This window comes from Streptomyces sp. NPDC016309 (assembly GCF_043077235.1).
Classification (GTDB): domain Bacteria; phylum Actinomycetota; class Actinomycetes; order Streptomycetales; family Streptomycetaceae; genus Streptomyces.
Window position 1 is genome coordinate 76181 of record NZ_JBIBSG010000006.1, and the last position, 16524, is coordinate 92704.

The 16524-nt window shown below is 72.5% G+C and carries 14 protein-coding genes, 1 tRNA gene and 1 pseudogene; 6 read left to right on the top strand and 10 right to left on the bottom strand.

Annotation, left to right across the window (positions count from 1 at the left end; translation table 11 throughout):
- The first annotated feature begins 21 nt into the window (after positions 1-21).
- The 3 genes from cysS (at position 22) to ACF068_RS16635 (ending at position 4195) form a co-directional block, all read left to right on the top strand.
- Positions 22-1419, top strand: coding sequence for a cysteine--tRNA ligase (gene cysS / locus ACF068_RS16625; RefSeq protein ID WP_392274957.1), 1398 nt, complete (start codon positions 22-24; stop codon positions 1417-1419).
- Positions 1420-1484: 65 nt separating this feature from the next.
- Positions 1485-2435: a 23S rRNA (guanosine(2251)-2'-O)-methyltransferase RlmB gene (rlmB, locus tag ACF068_RS16630; RefSeq protein ID WP_392274958.1), complete on the top strand. Its 951-nt coding sequence runs from the start codon at positions 1485-1487 to the stop codon at positions 2433-2435.
- A 125-nt stretch (positions 2436-2560) separates the two neighbouring features.
- The gene (locus ACF068_RS16635) at positions 2561-4195 is read left to right on the top strand and encodes a DoxX family membrane protein (protein ID WP_392274959.1); all 1635 of its coding nucleotides are present in this window, start codon (positions 2561-2563) and stop codon (positions 4193-4195) included.
- A 394-nt stretch (positions 4196-4589) separates the two neighbouring features.
- Here the strand turns inward: ACF068_RS16635 and ACF068_RS16640 are convergent, their stop codons facing one another.
- The 3 genes from ACF068_RS16640 to ACF068_RS16650 all read right to left on the bottom strand — a co-directional run bounded on the left by ACF068_RS16640 (position 4590) and on the right by ACF068_RS16650 (position 7080).
- Positions 4590-5315: an NDP-sugar synthase gene (locus ACF068_RS16640; RefSeq protein ID WP_392274960.1), complete on the bottom strand. Its 726-nt coding sequence runs from the start codon at positions 5313-5315 to the stop codon at positions 4590-4592.
- 40 nt (positions 5316-5355) lie between these two features.
- On the bottom strand, positions 5356-5769 hold the full coding sequence (locus tag ACF068_RS16645; RefSeq protein ID WP_392274961.1) for a hypothetical protein: 414 nt from the start codon (positions 5767-5769) through the stop codon (positions 5356-5358).
- A gap of 213 nt (positions 5770-5982) precedes the next feature.
- Positions 5983-7080, bottom strand: coding sequence for an ABC transporter ATP-binding protein (locus tag ACF068_RS16650; protein WP_392274962.1), 1098 nt, complete (start codon positions 7078-7080; stop codon positions 5983-5985).
- 185 nt (positions 7081-7265) lie between these two features.
- Between ACF068_RS16650 and ACF068_RS16655 the strand changes: the two genes are divergently transcribed.
- A tRNA-Thr gene (locus ACF068_RS16655) sits at positions 7266-7342 on the top strand.
- A gap of 59 nt (positions 7343-7401) precedes the next feature.
- Here the strand turns inward: ACF068_RS16655 and ACF068_RS16660 are convergent.
- Positions 7402-8793: an NAD(P)/FAD-dependent oxidoreductase gene (locus tag ACF068_RS16660; protein WP_392274963.1), complete on the bottom strand. Its 1392-nt coding sequence runs from the start codon at positions 8791-8793 to the stop codon at positions 7402-7404.
- A gap of 148 nt (positions 8794-8941) precedes the next feature.
- Between ACF068_RS16660 and ACF068_RS16665 the strand changes: the two genes are divergently transcribed.
- Positions 8942-9418, top strand: coding sequence for a GNAT family N-acetyltransferase (locus ACF068_RS16665; protein ID WP_392274964.1), 477 nt, complete (start codon positions 8942-8944; stop codon positions 9416-9418).
- Positions 9419-9441: 23 nt separating this feature from the next.
- Here the strand turns inward: ACF068_RS16665 and ACF068_RS16670 are convergent.
- Positions 9442-10340, bottom strand: a pseudogene (locus tag ACF068_RS16670) (IS701 family transposase); the annotation flags it as partial.
- A 203-nt stretch (positions 10341-10543) separates the two neighbouring features.
- Here ACF068_RS16670 and ACF068_RS16675 point away from each other — a divergent pair.
- On the top strand, positions 10544-11821 hold the full coding sequence (locus ACF068_RS16675; RefSeq protein WP_392274965.1) for an MFS transporter: 1278 nt from the start codon (positions 10544-10546) through the stop codon (positions 11819-11821).
- A gap of 118 nt (positions 11822-11939) precedes the next feature.
- Here ACF068_RS16675 and ACF068_RS16680 read toward each other — a convergent pair whose 3' ends face one another.
- The 5 genes from ACF068_RS16680 to ACF068_RS16700 form a co-directional block, all read right to left on the bottom strand.
- Positions 11940-12860 (bottom strand): hypothetical protein, encoded by a 921-nt coding sequence (locus tag ACF068_RS16680; protein WP_392274966.1) that lies wholly within the window; start codon positions 12858-12860, stop codon positions 11940-11942.
- Positions 12861-12976: 116 nt separating this feature from the next.
- Entirely contained in the window at positions 12977-13975 is a 999-nt protein-coding gene (locus ACF068_RS16685) for a zinc-binding dehydrogenase (RefSeq protein ID WP_392274967.1), read from the bottom strand.
- 106 nt (positions 13976-14081) lie between these two features.
- Positions 14082-14582 carry a hypothetical protein gene (locus ACF068_RS16690; protein WP_392274968.1) on the bottom strand — a complete coding sequence of 167 codons (501 nt, stop codon included), beginning with the start codon at positions 14580-14582 and terminating at the stop codon, positions 14082-14084.
- Between the two features lie 143 nt (positions 14583-14725).
- Positions 14726-15340, bottom strand: coding sequence for a response regulator (locus ACF068_RS16695; protein WP_392274969.1), 615 nt, complete (start codon positions 15338-15340; stop codon positions 14726-14728).
- On the bottom strand, positions 15337-16401 hold the full coding sequence (locus tag ACF068_RS16700; protein ID WP_392275299.1) for a sensor histidine kinase: 1065 nt from the start codon (positions 16399-16401) through the stop codon (positions 15337-15339). The genes ACF068_RS16695 and ACF068_RS16700 overlap by 4 nt, the downstream gene beginning before the upstream one ends.
- Between the last annotated feature and the right edge of the window lie 123 nt (positions 16402-16524).

Below are 16524 nucleotides of genomic sequence, written 5' to 3' on the forward strand. Positions count from 1 at the left end.
CCGGCCCACTACCCTGGAGTGGTGACTATTCGTCTGTACGACACCAGCGCCCGGCAGATCCGCGACTTCACCCCGCTCACGCCGGGCTGCGTCTCGATCTACCTGTGTGGCGCCACCGTGCAGGCGGCCCCGCACATCGGACACATCCGGTCGGGCCTGAACTTCGACATCATGCGCCGCTGGTTCACCTACCGCGGCTACGACGTCACGTTCGTCCGCAACGTCACCGACATCGACGACAAGATCATCGCCAAGTCCGCCGACCAGGACCGCCCCTGGTGGTCGATCGGGTACGAGAACGAGCGCGCGTTCAACGACGGTTACCGGGCCCTGGGCTGCCTCCCGCCCACCTACGAGCCCCGCGCCACCGGCCACGTCCCCGAGATGATCGAGATGATGCGCGGCCTCATCGAGCGCGGGCACGCGTATGTGGCGGACGGCAGCGTCTACTTCGACGTGCGCTCCTTCCCCGAGTACCTCTCCCTGTCCAACCAGGACATCGACGACCTGCGGCAGCCCAGCGAAGAGGGCATCACCGGCAAGCGCGACCCGCGCGACTTCGCCATGTGGAAGGCCACCAAGCCGGGCGAGCCCGACTGGGAGACCCCGTGGGGCCGTGGCCGCCCCGGCTGGCACCTGGAGTGCTCGGCCATGGCGCACAAGTACCTCGGCTCCGCCTTCGACATCCACGGCGGCGGCATCGACCTGATCTTCCCGCACCACGAGAACGAGATCGCCCAGGCCAAGGCCTACGGCGACGAGTTCGCCCGCTACTGGGTCCACAACGCCTGGGTGACCATCGCCGGCGAGAAGATGGCGAAGTCGCTGGGCAACTCGGTGCTGGTCTCCGAGATGGTCAAGCAGTGGCGCCCCATCGTGCTGCGCTACTACCTGGGCACCCCGCACTACCGGTCGATGATCGAGTACAGCGAGGAAGCCCTGCGCGAGGCCGAGTCGGCCTTCGCCCGCATCGAGGGGTTCATCCAGCGGGTCGTCGAGAAGGCGGGCTCCGTCGAACCCGCCGCCGAGGTGCCGCTCGCCTTCGCCGAGGCCATGGACGACGACCTGGGCGTCCCGCAGGCGCTCGCGATCATCCACACCACCGTCCGGCAGGGCAACAGCGCGCTGGCCGCCGACGACAAGGAAGCCGCCGTCGCCCGCCTCGCCGAGGTGCGCGCCATGCTCGGCGTCCTCGGCCTCGACCCGCTCGACCCGCACTGGGCGGGCGAGGCCGACCGCGGCGAGGACCTCCACGGCGTCGTCGACACCCTCGTACGCATGGTCCTCGACCAGCGCGAGGCGGCCAGGGCCCGCAAGGACTGGGCCACGGCCGACGCCATCCGGGACCAGCTCGGCCAGTCCGGGCTCGTCATCGAGGACGGCCCCGACGGGCCCAGGTGGACGCTGGGCGCGCGCTAGGCACCGCGCTGGCACACTTCATATACACGCACGTACGTACGCATCATCGACGAAGCAGGTAAGTCATGGCCGGGAACAGCCAGCGCAGGAACCGCCGCACGTCCAACAAGAAGGGCGCGACGGTCGGCAGCGGTGGCCAGCGGCGCCGGGGCCTGGAAGGCAAGGGCCCCACGCCGCCCGCCTCCGCCCGCAAGGGCCATGTGAAGAACCGCGTCGCCAACGCCAAGGCCAAGCAGGCGCACCGCCGCCAGGTCGCCCGGCGGGGCGGCAAGGGCCTCTCCGAGATGGTCGTCGGCCGCAACCCCGTCTTCGAGGCTTTGCGCGACGGCGTACCGGCGACGACGCTGTACGTCCAGCAGTTCATCGACAACGACGAGCGGGTGCGCGACGCGCTCAAGCTCGCGGCCGACCGCGGCGGCATCAACCTCATGGAGGCCCCCCGCCCCGAGCTCGACCGCATGACCAACGGCCTCAACCACCAGGGCCTCGTCCTCCAGGTGCCGCCCTACGAGTACGCGCACCCCGAGGACCTGGCCGCGGTCGCCTTCGACAACGGCGAGGACCCGCTGATCGTCGCCCTCGACGGCGTCACCGACCCGCGCAACCTCGGCGCCGTCGTCCGCTCCGTCTCCGCCTTCGGCGGCCACGGCGTGGTCGTCCCGGAGCGGCGCGCCGCCGGCATGACCGCCGGTGCCTGGAAGACCGCCGCCGGCACCGCCGCCCGCACCCCGGTCGCCCGCGCCACCAACCTCACCCGCGCCCTGGAGGCGTACCAGAAGGCCGGCATCACCGTCGTCGGCCTGGCCGCCGACGGCGACATGGAGGTCGGCGAGCTGGAGGCGCTCGGCGGCCCGGTCGTCATCGTCGTCGGTAGCGAGGGCAAGGGCCTGTCCCGCCTCGTCGGCGAGACCTGCGACCACCTCGTGCGCATCCCCATGCCGGGCGGCGCCGAGTCGCTCAACGCCGGTGTCGCGGCCGGCGTGGTGCTGTACGAGGCGTCGCGCCGCCGCGTCTGACGATCCGCGCCCGCCCGGCCGGCCGGGCGCCGGAGGAGCCGTACCGGGACCCGTCATGATCTTGACGGGTCTCGGACATTTCCCACCCGTCAAGGCAGTGTCCTAACCCCACGTCACTCGGTTAGATGAGTGTGGACACCAGAACGCCCCGGCCCGGTTTCGACGATCAGCCTGCGCTGAGCATGGTCAAGGTGGATTGCGATCCCGCGCAGGTCATCGTGAACCACGCCAGTTTCCGTGTGCAGCTCGCCCCGGTGAACAAGCCCCGGCTGGCCGACCCCGCCCGCGTGCCCGCCATGAGCGGCGCCGGCGGCATGGCCGCGCGCCGGCGCGCGCCCGTCGTGTGGAGCGGGAAGTCCTCGCCCGGCGACCCCGGCGCGACCGGGCTGCTCCAGGCCGTGCGGGAATCGACGGCCGTCGGCACGCTCGACGCCGGCGCCACCCAGGTCATCCCGCGCCTCGACGACACCATGCCGACCCCCGTCGTCGGTGCCCAGCGCGGCCCGGACGCCCCGCCGCTGCTGCCGCCCATGCGGCGCGCCGTCGGCGCCTACGACGAGCAGCCCGGTCCGTACGCCGACCCCTACACCGGCCCGTACGGCGGCGACACCCCCGACGGCCACGGCACCGACCACCCCGGCCACGAGGCCGGCCGCACCGGCGACCGCGCAGCCGACGGCTCGTACACCGGCCCCGCCCACCGGCACGCGTACTACCCCGGCCGGCGGATGAACCTCGGCGTCGTCCTGCTGCCGCTGCGCGTGTTCCTCGGCTTCATCTCCATCTACGCCGGCATGGGCAAGCTCTGCGACCCCGTCTACTTCGACGGCGGCGAGCGCGGCTCCATGGTCAAGTGGCTCACCTCCCTCCACCCCTGGGCGCTGGCCGAACCGCTGCGCGACTTCGCCCTCGCCCACCCCGTCGGCGCCGGCCTCACCGTCGCCTTCGCCCAGGTCGTCGTCGGCGTCCTCACCGTGCTCGGCCTCTGGCAGCGGGTCGCCGCCGTCTTCGGCGCGATGCTCTCCGCCGCGCTCATCCTGACCGTCAGCTGGAAGACCGTCCCCGTCTACGACGCGCCCGACATCATCTACCTCGCCGCCTGGTCGCCGCTGATCATCGCCGGCGCGCCCGTCTACTCCATCGACGGACGCCTCGCCGGCGAGGCCTGGCGCACCCTCGGCCCCCGCTCCGCCCTGAGGGACCTGCGGCGCCGGGTGCTGCGGCGCGGCGTGGTCGTCGCGGCCGTCGTGGTCGGCCTGACGCTGCTGGTCGGCTCGGTGCTCGGCGGCGCCGTCCGGTCCTCGGAGATGGTCACCGTGCCCGGGCCCGACGACGACCCGACCAACCACCTGCCCGGCCGGCCCCTCCCCGAGGAGCCCGGCGAGCACTCCCCGTCCGCCCGCGAGTCCTCCCGCCGCCCCGAGCCCTCGGCGTCCGCCTCCGCCGGCCCGACGGCCGAGGAGGAGGCCTCCGCCCCGGAGGAGGAGACGGCCCGCGAGGACGAGCGCGTCGAGGAGGAGCGGCCGACCGCCTCGCAGGGCACCGGCCAGGAGGCCCCGGAGCAGTCCGAGCCCGTGCCCCCGCCGTCCTCCAGCGCCGGCCCCACCTCCACGGGCGGCACCGGCAGCGGCGGCAGCACCGGCGGCGGTGGCGGTGGCGGCGACGACAGCGGTACGAGCGGCGGCAGCGGCTCGGGCGGCAACGACGGCGGCTCCAGCACCGGCGGCAACCGCAACCCGATCGGCGGCCTCCTCGGCTGACGCACACCACACCCCGGAGGGGCGGCCACCGCGACGACGGTGACCGCCCCTCCGTCATGCGGGTCGGTGAGGCGCGAGGCGCGGGGCGGGGGAGCGGCTGGGACGGCGGCCGTACGGGCGTCACCAGGGCGACCCGTGGGCCCGGGTCCGCCCCGGGAAAGCCGCGAGGGCGAGGGTGGGCCGTACGGGGAGGGCCTTCGGGGGCGGCCCTCCACGGCGCCCTCCGGCCGTCCCCCCAGGGCGTCCTGGACAGGCGCCCGCCCCCGGGCAGGGAGCCGGGACCCGGGAGCGGCTCGCCCCCGAAGGGACCGTGCCGCTTCGGGACCGGGGCCCGGAGACAGGGCCCGGAGACAGGGACCGGGGCAGGGGCCCGGGCCCCTGCCCCGGCCCGGGGTCAGGGGGTGGGGCCGGTGGCCGCGGCCAGTTCCTTGGCGGCCTCGCGGAGGTCCTTCGCGGTGTCGATGGCCCTCCAGTACGCCCCGTGGGGCAGCGGGAAGCCCGCCAGACGCCGCTCACGGGCCAGACGCGGGAACGTGGTGCGCTCGTGGTCCCCGCGGTCGGGCAGCGCGCCCGTGAAGTCCGGGGAGAACACGTACACGCCCGCGTTGATGAGATACGGCGACGGCGGCGACTCGATGAAGTCGGTGATGTGCCCGAAGGTGTCCGTCTCCACGGCTCCCCAGGGGATCCGGGGGCGGGCCAGGGCGAGCGTCGCGGTGGCGTCGCGCTCGGCGTGGAACGCGGCCATCTCGCGCAGCGAGAAACGGGTCCAGATGTCACCGTTCGTCGCGTACCAGGGCTCGTCGGGGTGCGGCAGGTGCGCGGCCGCGTACTTGAGGCCGCCACCGCGGCCCAGCGGTTCGGATTCCACGACGGTGGTGACCCGCAAGGGCAGTTCGGTCGTCGCCAGCCACTGCTCGAGCACCTCGGCGAGGTGGCCGCAGGAGATGACGGCGTCGGTCACGCCCTCGGCGGCCAGCCAGGAAAGCTGATGGCCGATGATCGGGGTCCCGGTTCCCGGGATCTCGACCATCGGCTTGGGGCGGTCGTCGGTGTACGGGCGCAGTCGGGAACCCTGGCCGCCCGCCAGGACCACGGCCTGCGTCGGAGAGGTGTGCATACCGCGCACGATAGGCGCACCTCGGTGCCGGCGATACGCCTCAGCTCTCGTGGGCGACGCCGGCGGCGTAGGACGTGTCGCACACGGGACGGGAGTAGGTCTGGGCGCGGACGGGACCGTAGTGCTGGACGGCGGCACGGCCGAGCGCGCGGGCGATCGACATGCAGTGCCTGGCGAGCGACGGGCGCTCCTCCACCGTGCGCTGGAGGTGGGTGAGGGCGACACCCGGGTCCTTCTCCTGAAGCTCTGCGAGGAGCTTGTCGCGGAGAATATCCTGTGGGGCACGGGGCTTCGCCCGTACCGAGACGTTCTCCGAGGACGCGGTCAGCATCTGCGTCTGCGAGCTGTTGCCCGCCCACGGGACACTGGTGACCGCGAGAGTTCCGGAGAGCACCAGGACGACGGGCAGGACGAGGGCGAGAGAGCGGCCGATTCGGCGTGCGGTGTGGGTCACGGACGTGAGCGTAGCGGCCAGTGATGATTTGGAGACATTTAGTCACCCCCACGGGGGATGGTTCGATGCTCCTTTTCGAATCAGGTGTTGACGTGCGGGGTCCGAATTGACCGGTGTGCCGGGGTATTTGTCGACATCCGGATGGTGTGCGCGCGGGCGGACGCGCACGGCCCCGCACCGAAGTGCGGGGCCGTGTACGGGTTTCGGCGGCGGTCAGCCGCTGAGGCGCTCGCCGGTCGAGGTCGAGAACACGTGGATCTCGTCCGGACGCGGTACGACGTGCAGCACGGAGCCCTTCTCCGGGATGGAGCGGCCGCCGACGCGGACCACCAGGTCCTTGTCCTCGCCGCCGACCCGGGTGGAGCCGTACACGTACCCGTCGGCGCCGAGCTCCTCGACGACGTTGACGGACACGGCCAGGCCCTGGTCGCTCTCGGCACCCGCGACGTCGAAGTGCTCGGGGCGGACGCCGACCGTCACGGTGGTGTCGCCCTTGCCGGCCGCGGCGGACAGCGCCTCGCGCGACACCGGCACGACGCTGTTGCCGAACTTGACGCCGCCGTCGGTGATCGGGACCTCGACCAGGTTCATGGCCGGGGAGCCGATGAAACCGGCGACGAAGAGGTTGGCGGGGCGGTCGTACATGTTGCGCGGGGTGTCGACCTGCTGGAGCAGACCGTCCTTGAGGACCGCCACCCGGTCGCCCATGGTGAGGGCCTCGACCTGGTCGTGCGTGACGTACACCGTGGTGATGCCGAGCCGCCGCTGGAGGCTCGCGATCTGCGTACGGGTGGACACGCGGAGCTTGGCGTCGAGGTTCGACAGCGGCTCGTCCATGAGGAACACCTGCGGCTCGCGCACGATCGCGCGGCCCATCGCCACGCGCTGGCGCTGACCGCCGGAGAGCGCCTTCGGCTTGCGGTCCAGGTACTCGGAAAGGTCGAGGATCTTCGCCGCCTCCTCGACCTTCTTGCGGATCTCCGCCTTGTTCACGCCGGCGATCTTGAGCGCGAAGCCCATGTTGTCGGCGACGGTCATGTGCGGGTACAGCGCGTAGTTCTGGAACACCATGGCGATGTCCCGGTCCTTCGGCGGCAGGTGCGTGACGTCACGGTCACCGATCCGGATGGCGCCGCCGTTGACGTCCTCCAGACCGGCGAGCATGCGCAGGGAGGTCGACTTGCCGCAGCCGGACGGACCGACGAGGACGAGGAACTCGCCGTCCGCGATCTCGATGTCCAGCTGGTCGACGGCGGGCTTGGTGCCACCCGGGTAGATCCGGGTCGCCTTGTCGAAAGTGACGGAAGCCATGGTGATGCAGTCCCTTCACCGGCAGGAACGTGCCGGACGATCCGAGTAAAGGAATGGAAGTGGTCTGGTCCACGCGACATGGACTCCGGGTGACGGTACCTGGCCGGACGGCGTCTGTCAGCAGTCGGCGGACGGCGGAATTCCCGACCGGAGGCGCGCGGGGTCCGGTTACACTCGTGCGACGTGCCTCCTTAGCTCAGCTGGCCAGAGCAACGCACTTGTAATGCGTAGGTCGTCGGTTCGAATCCGACAGGGGGCTCCAGTGGTGAGCGAGCGAAGGCCCCGGGCGGGATGTGTCCGGGGCCTTTGGTGTGGGTGGGGTCAGTGGCGGCCGGAGATGCGGTCGGCGAGGGTGGCGAGGCGGTGGGTGGTGGGGGTGTGGGTGGTGGTTTCGTGGTGGTCGGCGGTGCGGTAGGCGGCGTAGAGGGTGTGGACGCCGAGCCAGCGGAGGGGTTCGGGTTCCCAGGGGCGGACCTTGTGGTTGACCCAGGGGAGGGTGGTGAGGTCGGTGGGGCCCGACTGGCCGGAGTCCTGCTGGATGAGGTCGCGGAGGGTGCGGGCGGCCAGGTTGGCGGTGGCGACGCCGGAGCCGACGTAGCCGCCGGCCCAGCCGAGGCCGGTGGAGCGGTCGAGGGTGACGGTGGCGCACCAGTCGCGGGGGACGCCGAGGACGCCGGACCAGGCGTGGGCGATGGGCGTGCCGGCGAGGCGGGGGAAGAGGCGGACGAGGATGTCGCGGAGGGCGTCGATGGCGGCGGGCTGGGTGCGGCCGTCGTTGTCGGTGCGTGAGCCGTAGCGGTAGGGGATGCCGCGGCCGCCGAGGGCGATGCGGTTGTCGGCGGTGCGCTGGGCGTAGGTGTAGGCGTGGGCCATGTCGCCGAGGGTTTCGCGGCCGGTCCAGCCGATGTCGTCCCAGAGGGTGGTGGGGAGGGGGTCGGTGACGATCATCGAGGAGTTCATGGGGAGCCAGGTGCGTTTGTGGCCCTTGAGGTTCGCGGTGAAGCCTTCGGTGCAGCGGAGGACGTAGGGGGCGCGGACGGTGCCGTACGGGGTGATGGCGTGCTTGGGCTTGATCTCGGTGACGGGGGTCGATTCGTGGATCGTGACGCCGAGCGCTTCGACGGTGGCGGCGAGGCCCTTGACGAGTTTGACGGGGTGGATGCGGGCGCCGTGGGGGGTCCAGGTGGAGCCGACGGCGCCGGTGACGTGGACGCGGTCGGCGGTGTCGCGGGCGCCGAGGAGCCGGCGGTCGGTCTCGCCGAAGGCGACCTCGACGGAGTGGAAGGCTTTCAGGCGGGCCAGCTGGGCGGGGGTCCGGGCGATTTCGAGGACGCCGCCGTGGTGGATGTCGGCGTCGATGTTCTCGGCGGCGGCGACGTCGATGACTTCGGTGACGGTGGCGTTCATGGCCTGCTGGAGGCGTACGGCGGCGTCGTGGCCGTGTTCCCTGGCGTAGCGGTCGCGGCCGGCGATGCCGTTGTAGAGCCAGCCTCCGTTGCGGCCGGAGGCGCCGTAGCCGCAGAAGTTCGCTTCGAGGACGACGATGTTGAGGAAGGGGACGGCCTTCTTGAGGTAGTACGCGGTCCACAGGCCGGTGTAGCCGCCGCCGATCACGCAGACGTCGGCGGTGGTGTCGCCGGGGAGGGGTTCCCGGGGGGCGGGGGTGCCTTCCTGTGCGTACCAGAACGATATGCCGCCGTTGACCGTGCTCATGTGGTTCCTCGGGTCCCTCGTCGGTGGGTGGGTGTGGACGGTAGCGGATGGGGCGGGGGAGCGGTGGCGAGGGGGCCGGGCGGCGGTAAGGGGTTCGGACTATGGACGCTGCTGGCGCGGGGGGCGGTCGGGGAGGCAGGCTGCGGTCATGATTCGTAGCGCTGTTGTGGATGACGTGCCCGCCCTCTACGCGATGGTCCGGGAGCTCGCGGAGTACGAGAAGGCCCTGGACGAGGTGCGGGCGAGCGAGGAGCAGTTGCGGGAGGCGCTGTTCGGGGAGCGGCCGGCGGCCTTCGCGCACGTCGCGGAGACGGAGGAGGGGGAGGTCGTGGGCTTCGCGCTGTGGTTCCTGAACTTCTCGACCTGGCGGGGTGTGCACGGTATCTACCTGGAGGATCTGTACGTGCGGCCCGGGATGCGCGGCGGTGGGTACGGGAAGGCGCTGCTGCGGGAGTTGGCGCGGATCTGTGTGGCGCGGGGGTACGAGAGGCTGGAGTGGTCCGTGCTGGACTGGAACGCCCCGTCGATCCGCTTCTACGAGTCGCTGGGTGCCCGTCCGCAGGACGAGTGGACGGTGTACCGGTTGACCGACGGGGCGCTGGCGGAGCTGGGTGGCCGCGGTTAGTACTCCAGCTTAGATCGTGATCTTCATGTCCCGGATGCGGCTTGCCTGCGGTAATGGCTGTTGTGGGCTCGGGCCTGGTGGCGGCGTCTCCAGTCGGACCAGCCGAGCCGATGGGCCGCGTCCCGGACGGGCTGCATCACGAGGGCGACGAACAACCGCTGAATCTCGTTGCAGGTAAGCGGGATCATGTGGTCTGGGGCGGGGGACCGGGCGTGTTCCTCGGCGCGGACGACGGCGAGGAAGGCGTGGGCGAGCATCGCGAGGGTGACCCAGCGGGACCACGAGGTGAAGCGGTGGCCTGGTGCTCATCGAGTCCAGCCAAACCCTTCTCGGCCTGGAAGGTCTCCTCCACCCGCCACCTGGACCCGGCGACCCGCACCAACTGGGGCAATGGCACCGGCTTCGGCGAGAAGCAGCGGTAGTAGGCGAGTTCTCCGGTGGTGCGGCTGCGGCGGATCAGCAGCTGGTGGCGGCCCGGCCGGGGCTCGGCCAGGTCGATGACAGCCCAGTCGTAGAAGCGGTGTCCCTGGGCGCCGGCACCTGCGGACAGCTTCTGCCAAGCCCGCTTCGGCAGCTGCCCGACCAGGCCGTCCACTCGGAACTTACCTGCCCTGGTGGGGACTTCGGCCGAGCAGGCGATGGCCGGCACGTAGCTCATGCCACGCGCCTCCAGGGCCGCCCGCAGCTTTGGGTTGCCGCCGTAGACTTCGTCCCCGGCGATCCAAGCGGCATGATGCCCGGCGTCCCGGAATCGCTCGATCATCTGCCGGGCGAGGTCCGGCTTGGTGGCGAACACGGTCGGTTCGGGGATGCCCGCCGTCCGGGAGCGATCCAGATCTTCGGTCCATGAGCGCGGGATGTACGGCTCTCGGTCGACTGCAGCGTGCCCGCGTCGGCCCGCGTAAACGAGGTAGACCGCGACCCCCCCCAGTCGAGACCTAGCTCACCCGTCCACAACCTCCCGGGGCAATACACCTAGTGCGGCCCTCACGACAAATTCGATTGTGGCCCCGCCCATGCCCTGGGTACGGTCCGCCCATGTTTACAACGCCCCGTGTTTCTTAGCTCGGACACAAGCCTCGACGTCACCCTTGTGCCCTTGAGCTGTTACGGAGCGTAACAATCATGAATACCTTTCGCGGTCCCGGCCTGTTCCGGGACCGAGACTTCTCGCTGCTGCTGAGCGGTCAGCTGATCTCTGCCATCGGCAACCAGGCTCAGAGCATGGCCCTGCCGCTGCTCGTCCTGGCCCTCACTGGGTCGGCAACCCAAGCCGGGTTCGTACTCGGCCTCAGTACCCTGTCCTACTTGGTGTTCGGGCTGATCGCCGGCGCCCTCGTCGACCGGTGGGACCGTAAGGCCACCATGATCTGGTGCGAGCTCGGCCAGACTGTGCTCACCGCTGGCGTCGCCGTCGCGCTGTGGCTTGACAGGCTCACCGTGCCCCAGCTCTACGCGACGGCCGTGCTTGCCGGGATCCTCACCACCCTCTTCCAAGTGGCAAACACCGCGGCGCTGCCCAACGTGGTCGATCCGCGACAGCTGTCCGCTGCACTCGGCTACTCGCAGTCCGCCGCCAGTGCCGTGAGCGTCTTCGGGGCTCCGCTCGCCGGTGCGCTGTACGCCGCCGGGCGGACCGTGCCGTTCGCCGTCAACGCGGTCTCCTTCGCAATGTCCGCGGCGTCGCTGCGTCTGATGCGCGCCCGGTTCCAGATGGACCGAGAGGACGCGCGGACGACGGCCCGGCTCACCACCGAGATCCGTGAGGGGCTCGGCTGGCTTTGGCACCAGCCGGTCATCCGCTTCCTCACCCTGGTCTCGGCCGCTGACAAGGTGCGCTACGGCGCTGGGTACCTGCTGATCATTACCCTCGCCCAGCAAGTCGGCGCCTCGTCCGTGTGGATAGGCGTCATCTTCAGTGGCGGGGCGGTCGGCGCCATGGTGGGGGCCCTGGTCTCGGACCGGGTCACACGTCGCTTCCCGCTCGGCCGGATCGCTGTGGTGATGCTCTGGTTGGAGGCGCTGATGTTCCCGCTGTACGCGCTCGTCCCCAACCCGCTGCTGCTGGCGGCGGTCGCGGCCGCCGAGTCGCTGGTGGCCCCCGTGTACGCGGTGGCCATGACCACCCACCAGCTGGCCATCACCCCCGATGAGCTGCGGGGCCGGGCGACGAGCGCGATCTCGACGCTCACCACGGGAGCCTTGTCGATCGGCACACTCGCAGGCGGCGCGCTGATCACGACACTGGGCGCCAAGCCTCTGGTCTGGCTCTGTGGAGGATGGCTGCTCACCCTGGCCCTCCTCATCACTGCCAACCGGTCCGTGCGACAGGCACCGCCAGCAGGCACGATCCCACAACAGCGGGCCACCAGCGCGGCGGAGACCGCGGACAGGGCGAGCTAGCTCCCGGGCTGGGGCCACCGTCTTGTCGTTTGTCCACACGACTCACGGTGATCGACGGTGGCCGCACCCGTCCCTGCGCCAGCCTCCACCTGCAAGATCACGATCTACAGCTGGAGTATTAGGAGCGGTCGCAGGTGACGGTGGGGCCGGTGAGCATGCCGCCGGTGCTTTCCTGGCCCCGGGGGGTCCAGTAGCCGAGTTTGGACACGACGGTGGAGCAGGCCGTCGTGAGGGTGGCGTGGACGGTGACGGTGGTGGGCCGGCCGGGCTGGAGGTCGGTGAGGGCGCAGTCCAGGGCGTACATGCTCCTGGTGGTGGAGGGGTAGCGGCCGGGGAGCGGGTTGACGCAGCGCGGGTCGGTCGTGGTGAGGCGGATGCCAGTGTTCTCCTCGCCGATGAGGCCGAGGCGGGCGCTGCCGTCGCCGTGGTCGCTGACGCGGGCGACGGTGTAGGTGAGGGCGGTGGTGGTGCCGGGTCGCAGGGTGCCCGGTGTGCCCTTGGTGGTGGTGACGTCGACGCGGTGGGTGGGCCGTGGCGCGGGGTCGGTGAGGGTGATGGTGGCGTGCGCCTGGCCGTGGAGGTCGGTCCCGGGCGGGTCGGAGCGTACGTGGACGGTGGCGCTGATGTCGTAGGTGCCGGGTCCGGGGTAGTCGGCGCGGCCGGCGAGGGTGCCGGTGGCGGTGGGCCGGCCGGCGGGGGTGTCGTGGCGCCGGGCGGTCCAGGTGCCGGTGGTGCGGCATGCGGGGCGGGCTCCGGTGTGGCCCCGGCGGCAGGTGGCGGCGGCGGTCACGGTCATGGTGGTGCCGGTGCCGGTGACGCACAGGGCGATGTCGGCGTACTGGCCGTGCGGGCCGCGGAGGGTGCCGCCGGGGGAGCAGTGGGTGACGGGGCCCGCGGGGGGCGGGGCGTGGCCGGGGGCCGGGGCCGGGGCCGGGGTGTGGAGCGGGGCGGTGTGCGGTGGGGTGGCGTGGGCCGCGGTGGCGGTCCCCAGCAGCAGCACCGACAGGGCGCCCAGGGCGGTGCGCGCTTTCGTGGTCATCCTTGCCTCCTGTTTCGGTGGCTTGGATGGTGCGGGAGCCGCCGCGCGCCGTGGCCCGCCCCACGCGGGTACTGCGCCGGTTCCGCTACGCCGGTTCACCCGGCGGGCGGAGGCGGTTACGGGACGAGGACCACCTTGCCGACGGTGGCGCGGGTCTCCAGGGCGCGGTGCGCGGCGGCGGCCTCGGCGAGCGGGAAGCGCTGGACGGCGGGGCGGAGGCGGCCGGTGGCGGCTTCGGTGAGGGAGCGCAGTTCCAGGGTGCGGATGTCGCCGCCGGCCTTGCGGAGCATGACGGGGCCGAGGACGGAGCGGGAGGTGATGCCGCGTTCGGCGAGTTCCGCGTCGGTGAAGGTGAGCGGTTCGCCGTCGTGGGGGCCCTGGCCCGCCCAGCCGAAGACGAGGTGCTGTCCGCCCTTGCCGAGGAGGTCGACGGCGGCGCGGCCGGTGGCGCCGCCGACGGAGTCGAAGACGGTGTCGGCGGGTGTGCCGTCGAGGTGCGCGCGGACCTTCTCCGGCCAGTCGGGGCGGGTGTAGTCGACGGCGAGGTCGGCGCCGTTGTCGTGGACGAGGGCGGTCTTGCGGGGGCCGCCGGCGAGGCCGACGACGGTGGCGCCGGCGTTCTTGGCGTACTGGACGAGGAGGGTGCCGATGCCGCCGGCCGCGGCGGTGACGACGGCGACGCGGCCGGGGCCGAGTTCGGCGAACTGGAGGATGCCCATGGTGGTGCGGCCGGTGCCGATCATGGCGACGGCCTCGGCGTCGTCCAGGGCGGGCGGGATCTCGTGGAGGCGGGTGGCGTCGACGGTGGCGAGTTCGGCGTAGCCGCCCGGGGCCATGCCGAGGTGGGCGACGACGCGCTTGCCGAGCCAGGCGGGGTCGGTGCCCTCCCCGAGGGCGTCCACGGTGCCGGCGACCTCGCGGCCGGGGACGGTGGGCAGTTCGGCGGGCGCGGGGTACGGGCCGGACATGCCCTGGCGCAGGGCGGTGTCGAGGAGGTGGACGCCCGCCGCGGTGACGGCGACGCGGACCTGGCCGGGTGCGGGCGCGGGGTCGGGGACCCGCTCGTAGGTGAGGTTCTCGGCGGGGCCGAAGGCGTGGAGGCGGATGGCGTGCACGGCGGTTTCTCCTCCGTCAGGGCCCGGACGGGCCTGGTGGGGTTACGGAGGAGAGCATCCGACCTCGACTTCGCTTGAGGTCAAGGCGCCTGGGGTGGGAAGGGCGTCAGGGGAGGCGGGGGAAGCGGGACTGGAGCGTCCAGATCGCCGGGTTGTCGGCGAGGCCCTCGTGCATGTCGGTGAGGTCGGCGATGAGGTCGTGGAGGAAGTCGCGCGCCTCGCGGCGCAGGACGGCGTGGCCGAACGTCAGCGGGGGTTCGTCCCCCGGCATCCAGTCGGCCTCGATGTCCACCCAGCCGAAGCGGCGCTCGAAGAGCATGCGGTCGGTCGATTCGGTGAAGTCCAGCTCGGCGTACTGCGGCTGGGCCGCCCGGCTGCCGCGGGGGTCGCGGTCGAGTCGCTCGACGATGTCGCACAGCGCCCACGCGAAGTCGAGCACCGGTACCCATCCCCAGGCCGTGGACACCTCCCGGTCGGCCTCGGTGTCGGCGACGTACACGTCGCCGCAGAACAGGTCGTGGCGCAGCGCGTGGACGTCCGCGTGGCGGTAGTCCGTCTGCGGCGGGTCGGGGAAGCGGCGGGAGAGGGAGTAGCCGATGTCGAGCACGTACTCGATGGTGTCACGGCCCGGGCGGGTGCTCGCACGGGTGCGTGGGCGGCGGCCGGGCGGCCGGATGGGGTGCTGCCGGGGCGGGGGGCGGCGTCCGGGCGTCCGGGCGGGGTGCGGCCGGTGCGGGGGTGGCGGCCGGGTCAGGGCAGCAGTCGCCGTTCCTTCGCTACGGCCACCGCGCCGGCGCGGGTGTCGACGCCGAGCTTGGCGTAGACGCGGCCGAGGTGGGTCTTGACGGTGGCCTCGCTGATGAACAGGGCGCGGGCGATCTCCCGGTTGCCGAGCCCGCGTGCGAGCTGGCCGAGGATGTCCCGCTCCCGGTCGGTGAGGGACGGTGCGGCGGCGGCGGAGGCGGCGCGGCGGGCGACCGGGGCGGAGAGGGCGGTGCGGCCGGCGGCAGCCGCGTGGATGGCGGCGAAGAGCTCTTCGGGGCGTTCGGCCTTCAGCAGGTAGCCGGTGGCGCCCGCGCCGATCGCCCGGGTGACGTCGGCGTCGGTGTCGTACGTGGTGAGGACCAGGACGCGGACGTCGGGGGAGGCGATGCGGCGGGTGGCCTCCACGCCGTCGATGCCGCGTCCGAGCTGGAGGTCCATCAGGACGACGTCGGGCGTGAGCTTGGCGGCCATGGCGACGGCCTCCTCACCGCTGCCCGCCTCGCCGACGACCTCGATGCCGGGGGCGCTGGCGAGCAGGGCGAGCAGCCCGGCGCGTACGACGGCGTGGTCGTCGCACAGCAGGATGCGGACGGTGCTCATCGCGGGCCCTCCAGGGGGATCGACACGGACAGGACGGTGCCCTCGCCGGGGGCGGACTCGACGGTGAGGGTGCCGCCGAGCTGTGCGGCGCGGGCCCGGATCGCGGGCAGGCCGTGGCCCCGGTCGCCGGGCGGGGGCGGCGCGCCGGGGTCGAAGCCGCGCCCGTCGTCGGCGACGTCGAGCACCACCTGGTCGTCCAGGTAGGTGAGGGTCAGCCCGGCGGACGTGGCGCCCGCGTGCTCGGCGACGTTGGCCAGGGCGCCCTGGGCGATCCGCAGCAGCGCCGCGCCCACCCGGTCCGGCAGGGGCACGGGCGGGCCGTCGATACGGAAGGCGACCGGGAGGCGTGCCGACTCGCGGGCGGCCAGGTCCCGCAGCGCCTCCTCCGGGCCGCCGCCACCGGCGAGGTCGGCGGGCGCCAGGTCGTGCACGAACCGGCGGGCCTCGGCCAGGCTGCGTTCGGCGATCGAGGCGGCGGTACGGACGTGGCGGCGGGCGGCGGCCGGGTCGGCGTCCCAGGTGCGGTCGGCGGCCTGGAGCAGCATGCGCTGGCTGGACAGGCCCTGGGTGAGGCTGTCGTGGATCTCCATCGACAGCCGCTGCCGTTCCGCGAGGGTGCCTTCGCGGCGCTCGGTGGCGGCCAGCCGTTCCGCCTGCCGCTGGGCGTGCACGAACACGGCGGTGGCGATGGCGGCGACGGCGGGCGGGGCGACCACCAGATTCGGGTCGAGGGCGCCGTCCGCGAGCTGGAGCTGGGCGGCCACGACGAACACCGTCAGCAGGGCGACCAGCACGAGCGCGGCGCGCGGCGGCAGGGTCCGCAGCCCGGTGTAGAACAGCGGGACCGCGCACCAGGCGAAGCTGGGCGCCAGCACCACGAGCACCATCCAGACGGCGACGACCGCGCACAGCCAGGCCAGCCGGCGCGGTACGGGCAGGACGTACAGCACCGCCAGCGCCGCCGACAGCGCCACCACCCAGGGGCCGAGGTCCAGCCACGCGTGGCGGAGCAGGAACCTGGCCAGGGAGGCGCCCAGCAGGGCGAAGAACGCGGCGTGCATCACCCGGTCCGTCCAGCGGGCGTCGGGGTCGTGCTCCACGTCCACCACTCCTCGTACGACTGTGTGACGCACCCATCCTCACTCGCGCGGAACGGTCCGGCATCAGCCGATCGGCTGACCCGC